This is a genomic window from Acidovorax sp. GW821-FHT10E04 (genome assembly GCF_059415185.1).
Genome location: NZ_JBWKMT010000005.1, coordinates 309,774 through 326,232 on the forward strand (window position 1 = coordinate 309,774; position 16,459 = coordinate 326,232).

Below are 16,459 nucleotides of genomic sequence, written 5' to 3' on the forward strand. Positions count from 1 at the left end.
TACATCTGCAGACATCGCCAGGGGCCGGAAACGGCACTGGCGTGGCTATCCTTCGGCGCGCGCCCACCACTGCTTGCGGTTGGTTGCGCAAAAAAACAATCAGACCAAGATCAATCAACTGACTGACGTCAGAGAGGGAACCCCGATGGACCGCCGTAAATTGTTGACGCTTGTGACCCTGGCTTCCGGCGTGAGCGCAGTATCGCCCGTGTGGGCGCAGTTCGACTTGGGCAAGATGCTGGATGCGGGCAAGGACCTGGCCAAGTCCGAGAGCCTGTCGGACGAGGAACTCAAGAGCACGTTCGACCAGATGTCCGCCGAGATGGACCGCCAGAACAAGGTGGCCCCGGCAGGCAACCCCTACGCGACCCGCCTCACCAAACTCACCTCGGGCCTGGGCACGCACGACGGCCTCAAGATGAATTTCAAGGTCTACCTCACGCCCGAGATCAACGCCTTCGCCATGGCCAACGGCACGATCCGCGTGTATTCGGGCCTCATGGACAAGTTCACCGACGACGAGGTGCGCTACGTGATCGGCCACGAGATCGGCCACGTCAAGGCCGGCCACACCAAGGCCCGCATCCAGACCGCCCTGCGCACCAGCGCGCTGCGCAACGCCGTGGCGTCGAGCAACGGCAAGGCCGGCGCCATCGCCAGCTCGCAGCTGGGTGACCTGTTCGAGAAGGTGGTACGCGCCCAGCACTCGCAAGGCAATGAGCGCGAGGCCGATGACTACGCCATGGGCTTCATGAAGGCCAAGCGCTACCAGCCCGCGGCCTGCGTGACGGCCCTGGAAAAGCTCGCCGCCATGTCGGGCGGGGATTCCACCAGCTTCCTGTCCACGCACCCCTCGCCCAAGGAGCGTGCCGACCGGCTCAAGACGCAGGTGGCCTGACCCTGTCATTGCCGCAGAAACCCTGGTGGGGCTATACCGCGCCTTCGGGCGCGGTATTTTTTTGCCTGTGGCACGCCGGCATTCCGGCGGGTGGCCGGGCGAAGCCGCAGCGGGGCGCCGTCTTGCGGGCGCCCGGGGGTCAGTAGCTGCGCCCGCCCTTGTACATCGCATGCTGGCGCCGGTTGAGCGTGGCCGCTTCCCCCAGCCGCCCCATGGCCGCACCGGCATGCGCGTGGGTGATGGCCATGCCCAGGCCGTCGGCCGCATCGGTGCCCGGCAGGCCGGGCAGGCGCAGCAGGCGGCGCACCATCTCCTGCACCTGGCTCTTGGCCGCGCGGCCATGGCCGACCACGGCCTTTTTCATCTGCAGCGCGGTGTATTCGGCCACGGGCAGGTTGCTGGCCACCAGGGCCGTGATGCAGGCGCCGCGCGCCTGGCCCAGCAGCAGGGTGGACTGCGGATTGACGTTGACGAACACGATCTCGACCGAGGCCACATCGGGCTCGTAGCGCGCGGCCACTTCGGTGATGCCGTCGAACAGGATCTTCAGGCGCCCGGGCAGGTCACCCAGCGCCAGCGTGGTGGTGCGGATGGTGCCGCTGGCCACGTAGCTGAGCTGGTGGCCGTCCATGTCCACCACGCCGAAGCCGGTGGTCTGCAGGCCGGGGTCGATGCCGAGAATGCGCATTTGCTATTTATTTGATAGCTACCGGCGCTTATTGGTAAGGCGCTGGCGGCCGATTTTATTGTCAGAGGCCGAAGTACCAGCGCACCGAATGGAAGAACACCGGCGCCGCGAAGCACAGGGCGTCCACCCGGTCGAGCAGGCCGCCCGCGCCGGTGACGGACATGCCCTGCATGCCCCAGCTCGTGATGCCACGGTCGCGCTTGAGCGCCTTCATCACCAGGTGCCCCAGGCTGCCCGCCACGCAGGCCAGCAGCGCCATGCCCAGCGCCTGCCCGGGCTTGAAGGGCGTGATGAAGGTGAGCAGCGTGCCCACCAGCCCGCCCACGCCCACGCCCGCCAGCCAGCTCGCCCACTGGAAGCTCTGGCTGACCTGCGGCGCCACGGGCTTGTGCGGAAAGCGCCGGCCCAGGAGATGCTGCACCACCATGCAGGTCTGCACCACGAAGACGAGGAAGAACACCAGGAAAGCGCCCTTGTCGCGGTAGCCCGGAAAGTCGAGCAGCAGCAGCGCGGGCACATGGCTCATGCCGTACACGCAGACCATGATGCCCCACTGCAGCTTGGCGTTGCGCTCCAGGAAGCGCTGCGGGTCGTTGGCCAGCGCGCTCACCACGGGCAGGGCCAGGAACACGTAGACGGGGATGAACACCGTGAACAGGTCGAAGTGCTTGCTGCCCACGATCCAGAACTGCAGCGGCAGCACCACGAAGAAGGCCAGCACCAGGCTGCGGTGGTCGCCCCGGCGCGTGGGCGAGAGCGTGATGAACTCGCGCAGCGCGAAAAAACCCACGATCGCGAAGAGCACGGTGGCCACGGTGTCGCCCAGCACCCAGCCCACCCAGAACACGGTGGCCATCATCCACGAGGTCTTGAGCAGGCCCCAGAAGCGCTTGGCCTCCAGCGCGCGCGCCTCGGATTCGGGATCGTCGCCCGCGTGCTCGCGCAGGTTGCGCACGAAGGCCCAGACGGTGACGATGGACAGGATGCCGAACACGACCAGGAACAGGGCCCCGATCTGCTGGGTGGCGGTGAGGTTGCGCAGGAAGTTGTTCATGTCCGTGCCGCCCCCGGGGGCGCGGCGATAGGCGAGGGCAGGGGCTTGGGGATCGTCATGGTCAGACTTCCCGCAGCGCGATCACGGCGCGGCGTGCGCGGTCCAGGAACGGACGGCGTTCTTCACCCGCTTCGAGCTGGACGGGTGCGCCAAAGGTCACGGAACACAGGATGGGCACGGGCACCACTTCGCCCTTGGGCATCACGCGCTGCACGTTGTTGATCCAGGCGGGCACCAGCACCACCTGCGGGAACATCTGCGCCAGCTTGAACAGGCCCGACTTGAACGGCTGCGGTTCGTCGCCATGGCCGCGCGTGCCCTCGGGGAAGATCACGATGGAGTCGCCGCTCTCCAGCGCGCGCACCAGCGGCGCCAGCGGGTCCGACTCGGGCAGCGCGGCGCGTAGCGCCTCGGGGCTGGGCGGGCGGGGCGGGGCTTCGGGCGAGGGGTCGGGGCCGCCGGCCATGGCGGTGTCGGCATCGGCCGGGGCCGCGGGCGCCCCCCCGGGCTCCGCCGCCACGGCCGCGGTCGGCCGCGCGGGCGTGGCCTGCCGGTCCACATAGACGGCGTTGAACACGGCCGTGGTGATCCATTGCCGCAAGGGCGTCTTGGTCCAGTAGTCCTTGGCCGCGATGGGGCGGGTGATGCTGCGCAGCTCCTCGGGCAGCGCGGCCCAGATCAGCACCATGTCGGCATGGCTCTGGTGGTTGGCGAAGTAGATACGCTGTTCGGCCTTGGGCGGGCAGCCATACCAGCGGGCCTGGGAGCCGGTGAGAAACCGCACGATCCCCAGCAGAAAAAGACTCATCAACTTGGCAAGCATGGCGGGGATGATACGTGGCGTGCGCCCTGCGGGCGGGCGGCCACCCCCGCTGCACCTACACCCAGATGCGGTACGCCCAGAACGCTTCGTCGCCGTAGATGCCGTCATACAGTGCCTGCGGTGCGTAGCCGGTGACGCGCCGGGTGACGCGGCACAGGTGCGACTGGTCCGAGAAACCAGCGCCCGCCGCCACATCGGCCCATTTCACCGTGCCGTGGACAGCCTCGGCCGCGATGGTGTCGAAGAACGCCTGCTCGGCCTTGCCGAAGCCGCGCAGCTCGCGCAGCGGCAGCCCTGCCCAGCGCTTGATGCGGCGCTCCAGCTGGCGCAGGCTGCGGCCTGGGGCCGACACGGCGGCGCGTTGCGCGAGGTGCATGGCCCAGTCGCCATAGCGCTGCGCCTGCAGCGCTTGCGCGGGGCGGCAGGCTTGCCAGCGGGGCTCCAGAAATGCTTCCAGGCACGCCATGCGGGCCGCGTCGTCGGGCTGGTGCTGCACGGCTTCGCACATCGCGATCCAGTCGGGCGGCAGCACGGTTTGCGCGTCCACCATGCGGTCGGTCAGCGTCTCGGGCTCCAGGCCGATGAGCTGGTGCAGCGCATCGGGCATGAACATCACCATCATGGCGTGGGTGGGATGGGCGCAATAGCTGGTGCTGGGCCGAGTGTGCGGGCCCGTCAGCACCCAGCGACCGGGGTAGGCCTCGCGCGGGCTGTGCAGGCCGGGCATGGTGTCGGGGCGCTCGGGCACCAGGCATTCGCTGCGACCCTCAAACCACCAGCTCAGGCTGCACAGGGGCGTGGCCGGAAAGCGGTTGATGCGTTGCTCGTCACGGAGCGCGTAGCCCAGCGTGCTGCGCACCATGGCACCGCGCAGGCAGGCCGACAGGCTGGCGCGCGGCAGCCACAGCTGGCCCGAGGGGATCAGCCCCTGTGGATGCCGTGCGGAAGGTGGGACCAGGGTTGCCATGGGGCGCGAGTGTAGGCCAGGGGCGATGTCGAATTCGTTCAATACCCGGCGGCTGCTGCATTGCACCATGCACGGCATGAACACCACGACCACCACTCCCGCCGCTACCGCTCCGATACCCCTCGCCGCCGCCGTCCAGGCCGCACGGCCTGGCGGCCCTGCCAGCCGCTGGTGGGGGCTGCCCCTGCTGCGCGACATGCGCGCCGACTACCTGGGCTTTGTCGTGCGGCTGCAGCGCCGCCATGGCGACCTCACCCGCATGCGCCTGGTGCATGAGGATGCATGGGACCTCATGTCGCCCGAACTGGTGCGCGAGGCGCTGGTCACCCATGCCGACCAGCTGATCCGCTGGGAGCGCGGCATTGCCGTGTTCGAGCAGGTGTTCGGCCAGAGCGTGCTGGTCACCGAGGGCGACACCTGGCAGCGCCAGCGCCGCATGCTGATGCCCGCGTTCAGCCCCAGGCGCGTGGCGGGCTACGCGCAACTGATGACCGATGCCGCCCGCAGCGCGCTCGATGCCGCCGTGCCCGCCGGCCAGGCCGAGGCGCTGGTGCCCATGGACACACTGTGGACCGGCGTGGCGATGGACGTGATCCTGCGCACGCTATTCAGCGAGTCGGCAAAGGCCGATGCGCGCGACGCCGCCTGGGCCACGCAGACGCTGTCGGAGACGGCGTTCCGCGAAATGTTCATGCCCTTCACGCTGCCCGACTGGCTGCCCCTGCCCGGCAAGTCCGCCAAGCGGCGTGCGCTCAAGGCGCTCCGGGGGCTGGTGCAGCGCCACATCGATGCGCGCAGGCGGGAAGAGGGCGGCCCGGCGGGCGCTCCGCCGCGCATCGACCTGCTGCACATGCTGCTGGCGCTGCGCGACGAATCCACGGGCGAGCCGCTGTCGCCGCAGGAGGTCTTCGACCAGTGCATGGTCAGCTTCCAGGCCGGGCACGAAACCAGCGCCACCACGCTGCTGTGGTGGAGCCGCCTGATGACCGAACACCCCGAGGCCGCGCAGCGCGCGCAGGCCGAGGTGGACAGCGTGCTGCCCCCGGGCCAGACGCCCGGCCCCGAGCACCTGGCCCGGCTGCCCTTTTTGGCCGCCACGCTCAAGGAGGCGCTGCGCCTGTACCCGCCGATTGCCGCGCTGATGACCCGGCGCACCACCGCGCCCATCACGCTGGGGGGCGTGGCCGTGCCCCAGGGCGCCATGCTGCGCATCACCCCCTGGGTGCTGCACCGGGATGAACGCTGGTTTGCCCAGGCCGACCGGTTCGTGCCCGAGCGTTTTCTGGACGATGCCCCGGCCATCCCCAAGGGTGCATGGATACCGTTCGGCGTGGGCCCGCGCGTGTGCATTGGCCAGCACTTCGCGATGCTGGAGATGACGCTGCTCGCGGCCATGCTGCTGCAGCGCTATCAGCTGCGGTTGCCGGGTGGGGCGCCCGCGTGCGCGCCGAGGCTGCACGTGACCTTGCGGCCTGACGGGCCGGTGATGGTGCGGCTGGCGCGGCGGCGCTAGGCGCGCCGCCCGGTCGGGTGCAGGGCCAGGTGCCCCCAGGCCCTGCGGTGGCGCAGGGCCCGCCCCGTCACGGCAGCTCCGCGCTGCCCATGCGCGCCAGAATCGTCCGCGACCGGCCCGCCAGATACGCGGACCCGGGTGTTTTCTCGAAGCGCTTGGGGGCCGGGAGCATCACCGCCAGGCGCGCGGCCTCGCCGGCGGTGAGTTTGCTGGCGCTCTTGCGAAAGTAGTGCTGCGCGGCCGCCTCGGCGCCGAACACGCCTTCGCCCCACTCCACGCTGTTGAGGTAGATCTCCAGGATGCGCTGCTTGGAGAGCAGTTGCTCCAGCAGCAGCGTCAGCACGAACTCCTGGCCCTTGCGCAGCAGCGTGCGCTCGCCCGAGAGCAGCAGGTTCTTGGCCAGTTGCTGCGTGATGGTCGAGCCGCCCCGGATCTTCGGGGCGCGCACGGGGCGGTCGGGGGCGCGGGCCTGCGCCTTGCTGGCCTGGGCCTCGGCCTTGGCGTTGCGCTCCCAGGCCTTCTCGATGGCCGTCCAGTCCACGCCGTCGTGGCTCACGAAGCCATCGTCTTCCGACGCGATCACGGCGCGCTTGAGCGAGTCCGAGATGCTCGCGTAGGGCACCCATTGCTGGCGCCAGCGCACCTGGCCCGTGCTGGACAGCTGCGCCCAGGCCTCGGAGCGCTGGAAGCTGGTGGATTCCGGGTCGATGGCCACCATGGCCGCGATGCGGACCACGAAGAACAGCTGCAGCGCCACGAAGGCGAGCACCACCAGTCCCAGCCAGCGCAGCACGGCTTTCATCGCAGCGTGTCCTTGTTCCGTGGGTTCAGTCAGAGGGCGGATTGGAGTTCGGCCAGCACCTGCGCCGAGGGCGGGCGCACGCCGCGCCACAGCAGGAACGCTTCGGCGGCCTGCTCCACCAGCATGCCCAGGCCGTCGCGCGGCACGGCGCCGTGGCGCCGGGCCCATTCCAGAAAACCCTGCGCTGCGGGGCCATACATCATGTCGTAGGCCAGGCAGCCCGGGCGCAGCACGTGGGCGGGCACCGGCACCTCGGCACCGGCAAGGCTGCTGGCCGTGGCGTTGATGATGACATCAAAATTGGCATCTAGTGCTTGTGGGGTAAGCGCTAGTAGCTCCGATTTTTGTAGTGAGGCCAGTGCGCTGTGCGATTGCACCAGGGCCTGTGCCTTGGCCAGCGTGCGGTTGGCCACGGTGATGTGGCGCGCACCGGCCCGCAGCAGTGGGCCCAGCACGCCCGCAGCGGCGCCACCGGCGCCCACCAGCAGCACATCGCGCCCCGCCAGCGAGATGCCCGCGTTGCGCGTGATGTCGGCCACCAGGCCCAGGCCGTCGGTGTTGTCGGCATAGATGCCGCCGTCGGCGCGGAAGGTCAGGGTGTTGGCCGCACCGGCCAGTTGCACGCGTTCGCTGCATTCGGTGGCGAGACCGGGCGCCTCGGTCTTGAAAGGCACGGTGACATTGCAGCCGCGCCCGCCCTGGGCCGCGAAGTCGCGCACGCCCTGCGCAAAACCATCCATGGGCACCAGGCGGCGCTCGTAGGCGATGTGCTCGCCCGTCAGTTCGGCGAAGCGGGCGTGGATGGCGGGCGAGCGGCTGTGCGCCACCGGGTTGCCCATCACGCAGTACAGGTCGGGGGCGAGAGGCGAAGGTGTCATGGGAACAACAAGGGCTGCATGCAGGGAGCGGGGTCAGGCCGGGGCTGCCGCGGAACTGGCTTTGCCAGGCGGCTGGCGGCGTCGCCCTGGGGGGAAGGCGCCGCAGGCGACTCAGGGGGGTTACCGAACACTGGTTTCCAGGGTTTGGTCCCGCGTGAACTTGAAGCGCGCCACCATGGCGATCTGGTCGGCCTTCTTGCGCATGTCGGTGCCAAAGGCGCCAAAGGGCCCTGCGGCGCGGGCAATGGCCTCGGCGCGCCGGTCGAGTGTGGTGTTGCCCGAGCCTTGCACCACCTCGGTCTCCAGCACGCGGCCGTCGTGGTTGACGGTGACGATCATCGTGAGCTCGCCGTACAGCTTGCGCCCGCCCTGTTCGGGGAAGTTCTCGGTGCCCTTGTCTTCCACCTTGCGGCGCAGCGTGTCGTAGTAGGCGGCGTAGGCTTCCTCACGCGTGGCGGGGCTGATGTAGCGCTTCTTGGGGCGCGAGTTTTCTTCGTTGATGCGCTTTTCGATCTCGGCCAGCAGCTTGACGAGCTGGCGCCGCTTTTCCTGCTCGTTGGCCTGCTCGGCGCTCTGGCTGGGCTTGCGCGGGTCGGGCTCGGGCAGGGTGGCCAGCTGCTTGCGCAGCTGGGCCAGCAGCTGCGCCTGCTGCTCCTGCATCGCATCCATCTTGCGCTGCGCTTCCTCGAAATCGTCGCCAATGGCCGTGAGCGCCGAATACGGCAGGGGGCTGGTGGCGCGGCCCTTGTCGGCATCGCCGCCGCCCGCCAGGTTGGTCTGGGCGATGGCCTGGGCCTTGTCGGGGCGTTCGTTGGACTTGGCGTTGACCAGGATGACTTCGAGCGGCGTGTCCTGGAACACGCGGTTGAAACCTTCGGGGTCGATGAAGCGCACCGAGATCAGCGCGGCGTGCACGGCGATGGACACGCCCAGCGCCAGCTGCAGCGTGCTGAAGGTGCGAAGGAAGGCGGGCAGTTTCATTTCAGGGATGCCCCCGAATCCAACGCGGCCCCCTCGGGGGGCCGCGGCCAGACGGGGCCGGGGAGCGTGGGGGCCATGTTCACGGGGTGGGATTATCAGCGGTGGCGGGTTCGGCCTCGTTCACATCCACGGCGATGGCGATGGGCCCCGCCACGGTGTCGTCTTCTTCCTCGGCGTCCTCCACCGGGCCGTCGTCGCTGCTATCGGCCGGGTCGTCCAGGCGCTCGATCACGGTGCCGTGGATGTCCAGGGTGATCTCGTCCACCTCGCCCAGCTTCACCAGGAGGCGCGCGCCGCGCGGCAGGTTCTGCGCGCCCAGCACCGGGAAGACCAGCGGAATGTCGTCCGCCCGCACCAAAAAGCTGCCGCCCGGGCCTTCCTTGAAGACGGTGGCGTTCAGTTCGGTGATGCCGTGCTGCTCTACATATTTGAGCGTCCAGAAGCGTTCCATGCCGGCCTGGTAGCCGTTGTAGGCGCTGTAGGCGCCGTCGAAGCTGCTGATGATGGAGAACAGGTCGGCGTCCTTGGGCTTGAAGGGCGCGGCCAGCGCGGCGGTCTTGCCGTGGCGGGCGCAGGCAATGATCTGCCACTGGTTGACCAGGTCGGTGTAGCGGCGCAGGGGCGATGTGGCCCATGAATACGCCTTCACGCCGATGCCCGCATGCGGCAGTGCCTTGGTGCCCATGCGCACCTTCACGCCCGGCGCCATGCTGGCCTGGCTGCGGTAGATGCCGGGCACGCCCAGCTCGGCCATCCAGCTGCCCCAGGTGCTGTTGGCCACGATCATGGCCTCGGCCACGATGAGGTCGAGCGGCGCGCCGCGCTGGCGCACGCTGATCTGCACTTGTTCATCACCCGTGGGCTCGGCGCCGTTGTTGCCGACCAGGCGGAAGTTGTAGTCCGGCCGGTTGAAGTTCTCGGGCTTGCCGCGCACGACTTCGCGGCGGGCCTTGAGGTCCTTGGCCAGGCGGTGCAAAAATGATAGCTGGGGGCGCAGTTCGGACAAGCGCTGGGGGTCATTTTGATGCTCGAACGCCGGGTTGGACAGCCATTCTTCGGTCACCACCGCATCGAGCTGGTCGTGGCGCAGGTTGGCGACCACGTGCACGCGCTCGAGCTTGGTCTCGGAGCTCTTGAACTCCAGCGTGGCCTCGTCGATGGTCACGTACAGCGACACGGCCGGGTTGGCGCGGCCCTCGTCCAGCGTGTAGGTCTGCACCACGTCGTCGGGCAGCATGGTGATCTTGTAGCCCGGCATGTACACCGTGGACAGGCGCGCGCGGCCGAGCTGGTCGATGGCGCTGCCCGGCTGGATCGCCAGGCCGGGCGCCGCGATGTGGATGCCCAGCACCACGGTGCCCGTACCCAGGCCCTGCACCGACAGCGCATCGTCGATTTCGGTGGTCTGCGAATCGTCGATGGAATACGCCTGCGCGGGCGACAGCGGCAGCTCGTCCGCAATGGCGGGCGCCGTGACGGCCGGAAAGCCCGTGCCCTTGGGGAAGTTCTCGAACAGAAAGCGCTTCCAGTGGAACTGGTAGGCCGAGTCGATGGCGCCGGCCTTTTGCAGCAGATCGAGCGGCGCGGTGTACGTGGCGCGGCTGGCGTCCACCACGGCCTTGTATTCGGGCGCGTTCTTGTCCGGCTTGAACAGAATCTTGTAAAGCTGGTCGCGGATGGGCTGGGGGCACTCACCGCGCCCGAGCGCTGCGGCCCATTCGTCGATCTGCGCGAGGACGGCCTTTTTCTTCTCGATGGCCGCCAGCGCCTGCTGCAGGATCTCGGCCGATGCCTTCTTGAACCGGCCCTTGCCCGCGCGGCGGAAATAGTGGGGCGCGTCGTACAGGCGGAACAGCGCACCGGCCTGCTGGGCCAGCGTGGCGTTGTCGGAGAAATAGTCGCGCGCCAGGTCGGCAAAGCCGAATTCGTCCTCGGGCGCGAATTCCCAGGCCAGGTCCAGCTCGATGGTCTCGGCCACGGCCTGGGCCTGGGCGACCAGCTCGGCGGGAGCAGGTTTCTCGAATTTCAGGAGGAGGTTGGCGGCCTTGACCTTGACCCGTTTGCCCGAGTCGAGCTCGACCTGGGCGGAGGTGTCGGCTTCGGACAGGATACGGCCGGCCATGAACTTGCCGGCTTCTTCAAACAATGCATGCATGGCCGGCATTCTCCCATGGGCGCCGGGCGCCGATTGTCAGATCTCCAGGACCAGTCCGGGAGCGAACGCCTTGTTTTCCACCACGCCCTGGGGCGCGTAGCCCCGTGGATTGGCGACGACGCGCGTGGCGCCGATGGTGTAGTCGAAGCTGTCGTGCACGTGGCCGTGCAGCCACAGGCGGGGTTGCCAGCGCAGGATGCGCTCCTCCAGGTCGGAGACGAAGCAGGCATTGAGCGGCGAGCCGGCGAACTGGCTGGCAATGCTGCCGCGCGCCGGCGCGAAGTGCGTGACGACCACGCTGGGACCGTCAAACGGCTCGGCAAAACGCTCTTCCAGCCAGGCGACGGACTGGTCGAAGAGCATCTGCGACACCGCGGGGGTGAACGGCTGGGGAAATTCGGGCGCCACGCGGATGCGGGTGAAGTCGCGCACCAGCTCCACGGCCTTGGCCAGGGTCTCGTCGCGTTGCTGCGCCGAGTCAAAAAGCCGGTAGTCCGACCACAGCGTGCACCCCAGGAAACGCACGCCGCCGTGGCGCCACTCGCCACGTTCGAGCACCCGCACGCCGCTGCCCTCGGCATGCGCGCGCAGCTGCGCCATGGTGGTCACGAGGTCCGAGCCGTAGAACTCGTGGTTGCCCGCCACGAAGACCGTGGGCAGTCCCAGCTGCCGTGCCCACGCCATGGCCTGCGCGGGCCGCTGCAGGTCTCCGGCCAGCACCACCACGTCGGCGTCGGGCACGGCAAGGGCCAGGGGCTGCACGGACAGGTGCAGGTCGGAAAGCAGGGCGATTCTCATGGGGTGTGCGAGGAAGTTGCCTGGTGGAGATGTTACCGGCGGCCCGGGAGCGCCCGCCGGGCGGGAGGACGGCAGGGCAGGTGCGGGCAGGCGGCGGCGCGCGGGGTGCGAAACCAGCCCCTATGATCCAGGGTCCTTCATGATGGCACGGTTCTATCGACATGCTTTTTGATGCCATTGCCGCACCGCTGGCGTTGCTCGCAGTGGTCTTGCCGTTCCTCTTCGCCTTCACCGACTCCCCGATCTCCAATTTCTGGCCCGTGCTGGTGTCGTGGGTGTGCGTGGCCGTGCTCCTGCTGCTGGGGGCCTGGTCGGTGCACGCGGAGACACCCCGGCGCGGAGGGCGCGCCTGGTGGGGAATGCTGCTGGCCGGCGGGCTGGGCGCGGCCGCGGTCGTGGCCAGCGCCATCGGACTTGTCCAGTACGTGGCGGGCGATGTGGGCCTGGGCCCCTGGATCCACGCCTCCGTGCCCGGGCAGGCCGTGGGCAATCTGCGCCAGCGCAACCAGCAGGCGACCTTGCTCAGCCTGGGCACATGGGCCTGGCTGTGGTGGGCGCTGCATGCCCGGCCGTCCCACGCGGGGGAACGCTGCGGGGAAGCGCCGGGCCCGGGGCGGTGGCTGTCATCCACCGCGCTCGCGAACGTGCTTGCCGCGGCAGCGCTGGCGGGGATCGCCGTGGGCGAGGCCGCCACGGCGTCGCGGACAGTCGCCGTGCAGTGGCTGCTCATCCTGGGGCTGCTGGTGCTGTGGCGGGGGCCCGGCAGGGGCAGCGCGCTGCGCATGGGCGCGGTCGGGCTTTCGATTTTTCTCGCGGCCGCATGGCTGCTGCCCGAGCTGCTCTGGCAGTTCCAGGGCGTCCGTGCAGATGCGCTGTTCCATCGCTTCACCGATGGCGCGCACGCGTGCACCAGCCGCCGGGTGCTGTGGTCCAACATGTTCACCCTGATCGCGCAAAAGCCCTGGCTGGGCTGGGGCTGGGGGGAGCTGGACTATGCGCACTACATCACGCTGTTCCCCGGCGAGCGCTTTTGCGTGCTGCTGGACAACGCGCACAACCTGCCCCTGCACCTGGCCGTGGAGCTGGGCCTGCCGGCGGCCCTGGCGCTGTGCGGGGCGTTCGTGGCCTGGTGCGTGCACGCCCGGCCGTGGCGCGAGACCGATCCCGCGCGCCAGCTGGCCTGGGGTGCCCTGGCGATCATCGGGCTGCACAGCATGCTGGAGTACCCGCTGTGGTACGGGCCTTTTCAGCTGGTGGCCCTGCTGTCGGTGGCGCTGCTGGCCTGGCCGCGGCGGGCGGCGGGCGGCCCCGCGCGGGGGGCGGGGCTTGCGGGGCTGGTGGGGGCCGTGGCGGTCCTCGCCGTGTGCGGCGTTGCCGCCTGGGACTACCACCGCGTGAGCCAGTTCTACAAGCCCAGCGCGCAAAGGGCCCCGGCGTACCGGGATGACCTGCCGGGCCGGGTGTCCTCTTCCGTGATGTTTGCGAGCCAGCTGGACTTCGCGCGCCTCACCACGATGGCGCTCTCGCGGGACAACGCGCAGCAGATGAATGCCCTGGCCCACGAGCTGCTCCATTACTCTCCCGAGCCCCGCGTCATCGAGGCACTGATCGAAAGCGCCGTGATGCTGGGCAAGGACGATGAAGCCGCGTTCCACATGAAGCGCTACCGCATCGCCTACCCGGACGACCATGCCCGCTGGATGGGGGCGGGTGGCGCCGGGGCGTCCCGCGCCCGCTGAGCACAGGCGCCCGCGTGGCGCTGGTGGTCAGGCCAAGCGCAGGAACTGCGCCACCTGGGGCAGGTGGTCGCTGAAATTGGCGAGGGCGTGTTCGCCCCCCTCCTGCACGATCCGCCGCGCATGCGTGTAGCGCGCCGCCATTTCCCGCCAGTCCAGCACTTCGTCGCCCTTGGCGATGATGGCCATCTCCGGGGCGGCGGGGGGCTGGTCCGAAGTGTCCAGCGCCCGCAGCTCGCCGATGTACTCCGGCTGGAAGTAGAACCGCTGTGCCGGGTCGTGCCAGGAGGTCTGCTCGCCGATGTGGCGCTCCAGGTCGCGCGCCGGGTGGACGGCGGGGTTGAGCATCACGCTGGGGCAGCCCTTGTGGTGCGCCACCCAGCTGGCATAGAAACCGCCGAGCGACGAGCCGACCACCGCCATGGCCGCGCCGGGCCAGTGGGCGATGCCCTGCGCCACCAGCGCCATCGCCGCCCGGGGCGACGGCGGCAGCTGGGGGCACCAGAAGGTGACGCCCGGATGGTGCAGCGCCACGTACGCCGCCATCTGCCGGGCCTTGGCGGACTGGGGAGAGGAGCGAAAGCCGTGCAGGTACAGGAGGTGGGTGGTGGTCATGGAGGGGGAAAACGACAAGGCAGGGGAATCACTGCTGCAAAGGGCGGTGGCCCAGACATAAGATGCGTGGCATGGGCGCCACACGGTGGAGCCCGCAGCCTTGATCCCCACCATGACTGATTTTGCCCCGCTTTCCACCGCCAAACGCTGGGCCCTGGGATCCGCCGAGAAGCCGCCCGCTTCATTGGGGAGGTTCGAGCTGAAAAGGCTTCTGGGCCGGGGCGCCCAGGCCACGGTGTGGCTGGCGCTGGACCCGCGCCTGCAGCGCGAGGTGGCCATCAAGCTCATGCGCCCCGTGCAGGACCAGGACCCGTCGGTGCTCGAACACTGGCTGCGCGAGGCCCGGCACGTGGGGCGCCTCGCGCACCCCTTCATCGTACCGGTGTTCGAGGCGGACGTGCAGGGCCGCCAGCCCTACATCGTCTTCGAGTACGTGCCGGGCAGGACACTGGCCGAACACTTGGCGCAGCAGGGGCGCTGCACGCCCCACGATGCCGTGGCCCTGATGGTGGACGTGCTCGACGGCCTGCAGGCTGCGCACCAGGCCGGCATCGTGCACCGCGACCTCAAGCCGTCCAACATCATGATCGACGCCCAGCGCCACGCCCGGGTCATGGACTTCGGCATGGCGGCGCCCATGCAGGCCGCGCCGGATGCCCAGATGGCCAGCGGCACCCCGGCCTACCTGGCGCCCGAGGCCGCGGCGGGCGCGGCGCCCGCGCCCGCCATGGATGTGTATTCCGCGGCGCTGGTGCTGGTGGAAATGCTCACCGGCCATCCGCTGGTCCACCAGAAGGACACCTGGCAGGCGCTGTACCACATCGCCAATGAAGCCCTGCAGCTGCCGCAGGACCTGGGCCCGGGCGTGGACGACGGGCTGCGGGCCATCCTGCAGCGCGCCATGGCCCGCGAGCCGGGCGGGCGCTACGCCTCGGCGGCGGAGTTTCGCGATGCCCTGCGCGCCTGGGCCGCGCCCGCGAGCGCGCCCACGGCGGCCAGCAACGCCACGCTCGACTTCCTGCTGCGGCGCATGCGCCACAAGAGCGATTTCCCGGCGCTCTCCGATTCGGTGGCGCGCATCCAGCGCGTCGCCAACTCCGAGGACGACAGCATCAGCGACCTCACGCACGAGATCCTGAAGGATGTGGCGCTCACCAACAAGCTGCTGCGCCTGGTCAACAGCGTGCACTACGCCCATGCGGGGCGCGGCACGATCAGCACCGTGTCGCGCGCGGTGAGCCTGGTGGGTTTCAACGCCGTGCGTAACATGGCGCTCAGCCTGGTGCTGCTGGACCACATGCAGGACAAGGCCCATGCGAGCCAGATGCGCGAGGAGTTCCTGCGCGCCATGATGGCCGGCTCGGTGGCGGCCGAACTGTGCGCATCGGCCCAGGCGGCCGAGGAGGCTTTCATCGGGGCCATGTTCCAGAACCTGGGGCGCATGCTGTGCGAGTTCTATTTTCCGGAAGAGGCGCGGCAGGTGCGCAGCCTGCTGGCGTCGGGCCGCGTGGAAGGCGGCGAAGAAGCCGCCGCGCTGCAGGTGCTGGGCCTGGGGTTCGAGGACCTGGGCGTGGGCGTGGCCCGCGTCTGGGGGCTGCCCGAGAGCCTGCAGCGCTGCATGCGAAAGCCCCTGGGCTCGCCGATGCAGCGCGCCCCGGAACAGGGGGTGGAGCGCCTGCGGTGGGTGGCCATGGCGGCCAACGAGGTGGCCAGCACGCTGCTGCTGAGCGAGCCGGCCGCGCTGGAAGGGCGCCTTGGCCAGATCGGCACGCGCTATTCGCGCACGCTGGCGTTGTCCGCCGACGCGATCTCCGATGCCACCCTGCGTGCCCGCCACAAGCTGGTGGCGCTGGCCGAGGCGCTGGACCTGCGCGTGGACCCGGGCACGCCCGCCGCGCGGCTGCTGAAGCTGCCGCCCCCGACGGGTGCCGCCATGCCGCAGGACGACTCCCTGGGCTCGCACGAGCTGCGGGCCAGCGAAACCCAGCCGCTGCCCGCGGTGCTCGAGTCCCAGGCCGGCGGCGCGGTGTCGGTGGCGCAGGTCAACGAGGTGCTGGCCGCGGGCATCCAGGATGTCACCAACGCCATGGTCGAGAGCTTTCAGCTCAACGACGTGCTGCGCATGATCCTGGAGACCATGTTTCGCGCGCTGGGGTTCCGGCGCATGGTGTTTTGCCTGCGCGAGGCGCGCACCGACCTGCTGACCGGCCGCTTCGGCCTGGGCGAAGGCAGCGAGGCCGCCGTGCGCGCCATGAAAGTGCCGCTCAAGGCCCAGGGAGACCTGTTCGCCGCCGTCTGCCTGCGCGGCGCCGACACGCTCATCAACGACGCGACCGAGCCCAGGATGCAGTCCCGCCTGCCCGAGTGGTACCGCACGGGGCTCAACGCACCCTCGTTCCTGCTGCTTCCGCTGCAGATCAAGGGCCAGACCTTCGCGCTCATCTACGCCGACCAGTCCATGGCCGGGGGCATCGTCGTGGACGACAAGGCCCTCGGGCTGCTGCGCACCCTGCGCAACCAGGCGGTGATGGCCTTTCGCCAGGCGGGGTGA

General features: G+C 69.5%; 14 protein-coding genes. 4 read left to right on the forward strand and 10 right to left on the reverse strand.

Features of this window, described 5'->3' with window-relative positions; genetic code table 11:
* The first annotated feature begins 145 nt into the window (after positions 1–145).
* Entirely contained in the window at positions 146–898 is a 753-nt protein-coding gene (locus AC07OC_RS17670) for a M48 family metallopeptidase (protein WP_218296090.1), read from the forward strand.
* 139 nt (positions 899–1,037) lie between these two features.
* Here AC07OC_RS17670 and ruvC read toward each other — a convergent pair whose 3' ends face one another.
* From ruvC to AC07OC_RS17690, 4 genes are all read right to left on the reverse strand, one after another.
* The gene (ruvC, locus tag AC07OC_RS17675) at positions 1,038–1,586 is read right to left on the reverse strand and encodes a crossover junction endodeoxyribonuclease RuvC (RefSeq protein ID WP_218296089.1); all 549 of its coding nucleotides are present in this window, start codon (positions 1,584–1,586) and stop codon (positions 1,038–1,040) included.
* 61 nt (positions 1,587–1,647) lie between these two features.
* A complete protein-coding gene (locus AC07OC_RS17680; protein ID WP_218296088.1) occupies positions 1,648–2,640 on the reverse strand; it encodes a phosphatidate cytidylyltransferase in 993 nt (330 codons plus the stop codon).
* 61 nt (positions 2,641–2,701) lie between these two features.
* A complete protein-coding gene (locus tag AC07OC_RS17685; RefSeq protein ID WP_218339704.1) occupies positions 2,702–3,463 on the reverse strand; it encodes a lysophospholipid acyltransferase family protein in 762 nt (253 codons plus the stop codon).
* Between the two features lie 55 nt (positions 3,464–3,518).
* Positions 3,519–4,430, reverse strand: coding sequence for a helix-turn-helix domain-containing protein (locus tag AC07OC_RS17690; protein WP_255594768.1), 912 nt, complete (start codon positions 4,428–4,430; stop codon positions 3,519–3,521).
* A 76-nt stretch (positions 4,431–4,506) separates the two neighbouring features.
* Here AC07OC_RS17690 and AC07OC_RS17695 point away from each other — a divergent pair, with 76 nt between their 5' ends.
* A complete protein-coding gene (locus tag AC07OC_RS17695; RefSeq protein WP_494601852.1) occupies positions 4,507–5,943 on the forward strand; it encodes a cytochrome P450 in 1,437 nt (478 codons plus the stop codon).
* 67 nt (positions 5,944–6,010) lie between these two features.
* On the opposite strand, the gene mtgA is transcribed toward AC07OC_RS17695, so the two are convergent.
* The 5 genes from mtgA to AC07OC_RS17720 form a co-directional block, all read right to left on the reverse strand.
* Positions 6,011–6,745 carry a monofunctional biosynthetic peptidoglycan transglycosylase gene (gene mtgA / locus AC07OC_RS17700; protein ID WP_218296084.1) on the reverse strand — a complete coding sequence of 245 codons (735 nt, stop codon included), beginning with the start codon at positions 6,743–6,745 and terminating at the stop codon, positions 6,011–6,013.
* Positions 6,746–6,774: 29 nt separating this feature from the next.
* Positions 6,775–7,623 carry a shikimate dehydrogenase gene (gene aroE / locus AC07OC_RS17705; RefSeq protein WP_218339701.1) on the reverse strand — a complete coding sequence of 283 codons (849 nt, stop codon included), beginning with the start codon at positions 7,621–7,623 and terminating at the stop codon, positions 6,775–6,777.
* 120 nt (positions 7,624–7,743) lie between these two features.
* On the reverse strand, positions 7,744–8,604 hold the full coding sequence (locus tag AC07OC_RS17710) for a TonB family protein (RefSeq protein WP_218296082.1): 861 nt from the start codon (positions 8,602–8,604) through the stop codon (positions 7,744–7,746).
* A 79-nt stretch (positions 8,605–8,683) separates the two neighbouring features.
* On the reverse strand, positions 8,684–10,759 hold the full coding sequence (locus tag AC07OC_RS17715) for a ribonuclease catalytic domain-containing protein (protein WP_494601855.1): 2,076 nt from the start codon (positions 10,757–10,759) through the stop codon (positions 8,684–8,686).
* A gap of 36 nt (positions 10,760–10,795) precedes the next feature.
* Entirely contained in the window at positions 10,796–11,557 is a 762-nt protein-coding gene (locus tag AC07OC_RS17720) for a metallophosphoesterase (RefSeq protein WP_492244571.1), read from the reverse strand.
* 161 nt (positions 11,558–11,718) lie between these two features.
* Here AC07OC_RS17720 and AC07OC_RS17725 point away from each other — a divergent pair, with 161 nt between their 5' ends.
* Positions 11,719–13,296 (forward strand): Wzy polymerase domain-containing protein, encoded by a 1,578-nt coding sequence (locus AC07OC_RS17725; protein ID WP_494601857.1) that lies wholly within the window; start codon positions 11,719–11,721, stop codon positions 13,294–13,296.
* 27 nt (positions 13,297–13,323) lie between these two features.
* On the opposite strand, the gene AC07OC_RS17730 is transcribed toward AC07OC_RS17725, so the two are convergent.
* The gene (locus AC07OC_RS17730; protein WP_218296078.1) at positions 13,324–13,908 is read right to left on the reverse strand and encodes a YqiA/YcfP family alpha/beta fold hydrolase; all 585 of its coding nucleotides are present in this window, start codon (positions 13,906–13,908) and stop codon (positions 13,324–13,326) included.
* Between the two features lie 112 nt (positions 13,909–14,020).
* Here AC07OC_RS17730 and AC07OC_RS17735 point away from each other — a divergent pair, with 112 nt between their 5' ends.
* On the forward strand, positions 14,021–16,459 hold the full coding sequence (locus AC07OC_RS17735; protein WP_494601859.1) for a protein kinase domain-containing protein: 2,439 nt from the start codon (positions 14,021–14,023) through the stop codon (positions 16,457–16,459).

Excerpts from the sequence above, each read along its gene's own strand:
- AC07OC_RS17670 (WP_218296090.1), top strand. The coding sequence starts at position 146 with ATGGACCGCCGTAAATTGTTGACGCTTGTGACCCTGGCTTCCGGCGTG.
- ruvC (WP_218296089.1), bottom strand. The coding sequence starts at position 1,586 with ATGCGCATTCTCGGCATCGACCCCGGCCTGCAGACCACCGGCTTCGGC.
- AC07OC_RS17680 (WP_218296088.1), bottom strand. The coding sequence starts at position 2,640 with ATGAACAACTTCCTGCGCAACCTCACCGCCACCCAGCAGATCGGGGCC.
- AC07OC_RS17685 (WP_218339704.1), bottom strand. The coding sequence starts at position 3,463 with ATGCTTGCCAAGTTGATGAGTCTTTTTCTGCTGGGGATCGTGCGGTTT.
- AC07OC_RS17690 (WP_255594768.1), bottom strand. The coding sequence starts at position 4,430 with ATGGCAACCCTGGTCCCACCTTCCGCACGGCATCCACAGGGGCTGATC.
- AC07OC_RS17695 (WP_494601852.1), top strand. The coding sequence starts at position 4,507 with ATGAACACCACGACCACCACTCCCGCCGCTACCGCTCCGATACCCCTC.
- mtgA (WP_218296084.1), bottom strand. The coding sequence starts at position 6,745 with ATGAAAGCCGTGCTGCGCTGGCTGGGACTGGTGGTGCTCGCCTTCGTG.
- aroE (WP_218339701.1), bottom strand. The coding sequence starts at position 7,623 with ATGACACCTTCGCCTCTCGCCCCCGACCTGTACTGCGTGATGGGCAAC.
- AC07OC_RS17710 (WP_218296082.1), bottom strand. The coding sequence starts at position 8,604 with ATGAAACTGCCCGCCTTCCTTCGCACCTTCAGCACGCTGCAGCTGGCG.
- AC07OC_RS17715 (WP_494601855.1), bottom strand. The coding sequence starts at position 10,759 with ATGCATGCATTGTTTGAAGAAGCCGGCAAGTTCATGGCCGGCCGTATC.
- AC07OC_RS17720 (WP_492244571.1), bottom strand. The coding sequence starts at position 11,557 with ATGAGAATCGCCCTGCTTTCCGACCTGCACCTGTCCGTGCAGCCCCTG.
- AC07OC_RS17725 (WP_494601857.1), top strand. The coding sequence starts at position 11,719 with ATGCTTTTTGATGCCATTGCCGCACCGCTGGCGTTGCTCGCAGTGGTC.
- AC07OC_RS17730 (WP_218296078.1), bottom strand. The coding sequence starts at position 13,908 with ATGACCACCACCCACCTCCTGTACCTGCACGGCTTTCGCTCCTCTCCC.
- AC07OC_RS17735 (WP_494601859.1), top strand. The coding sequence starts at position 14,021 with ATGACTGATTTTGCCCCGCTTTCCACCGCCAAACGCTGGGCCCTGGGA.